We start from the raw sequence: 735 nt of genomic DNA on the forward strand, positions 1-735 counted from the left end.
CTACCCGCTTGAGCCCTTCATGTTCTTCCTCGCGGCGTATCGCGGAACGCCGAAGTTCAACATGGGGGAATTTCGGCGCTTCGTCTACGATTTGACGCTCGCTGGGTTCAAGGCCGCCCGCGTCGTTGCTTTAAACGCTCAACCGAAGCCTCCGCAGCGGCGTGACGAGTTTGGTCGGTTCATGCGGAGGGCAGCATGACCCGCACCTGCTCGATCCCCGGCTGCCAATCCCCGCATCTCGCCCGCGGATGGTGCAACCGTCACTACAGGCGCTGGTGGCGTTACGCAGACCCTGCCGTAGTCCGGAAACCGCCCGCACCCGTCAAGCCGCATCACCTCGCGCAGATGACGGCCCTGGTCAACGAAGAAGGCCTATGCCGGTCCGACATCGCCGCCATCACGGGCTGGTCCGTCCAGACGGTCGGACGGCATGTCGGGCATCTCGTGCCGGCGAGAACATGGTCGGCAACGCCCGACGTGGCCCGCTACCGCCGGATGATCAAGGCCGCGGCTGCTGCCGAATACGGTCAACGCGATGCCATCGCCAGGCGCTTCGGACTGAAGAACGCGATGTCGCTCAACGCAACCCTCGTCACAGCCCGTCGTCGCGTCGCCGAAGCAGAGGGAGCGTCCAAATGAATGATGCCAGCTTCATCTGCGCCATCTGCCAGCAGGAGCGCGAAAACCGCTGGCTCAAGAGCGGTCGCAACCGACACATCGCGCCGCTGTGCTGGT

Annotated in this window: 2 protein-coding genes; both read left to right on the top strand. The window is 64.4% G+C overall.

Annotated features, from left to right (window positions below; translation table 11 throughout):
- On the top strand, positions 1-199 hold a 199-nt coding region (locus MKK88_RS03445), incomplete at its 5' end, for a hypothetical protein (protein ID WP_243997202.1).
- Positions 196-639: a hypothetical protein gene (locus MKK88_RS03450; RefSeq protein WP_243997203.1), complete on the top strand. Its 444-nt coding sequence runs from the start codon at positions 196-198 to the stop codon at positions 637-639. The genes MKK88_RS03445 and MKK88_RS03450, both read left to right, overlap by 4 nt.
- The last annotated feature ends 96 nt before the right edge of the window (positions 640-735 follow it).

Origin of the sequence: Methylobacterium sp. E-005 (assembly GCF_022829725.1) — a bacterium.
Lineage (GTDB): Bacteria > Pseudomonadota > Alphaproteobacteria > Rhizobiales > Beijerinckiaceae > Methylobacterium.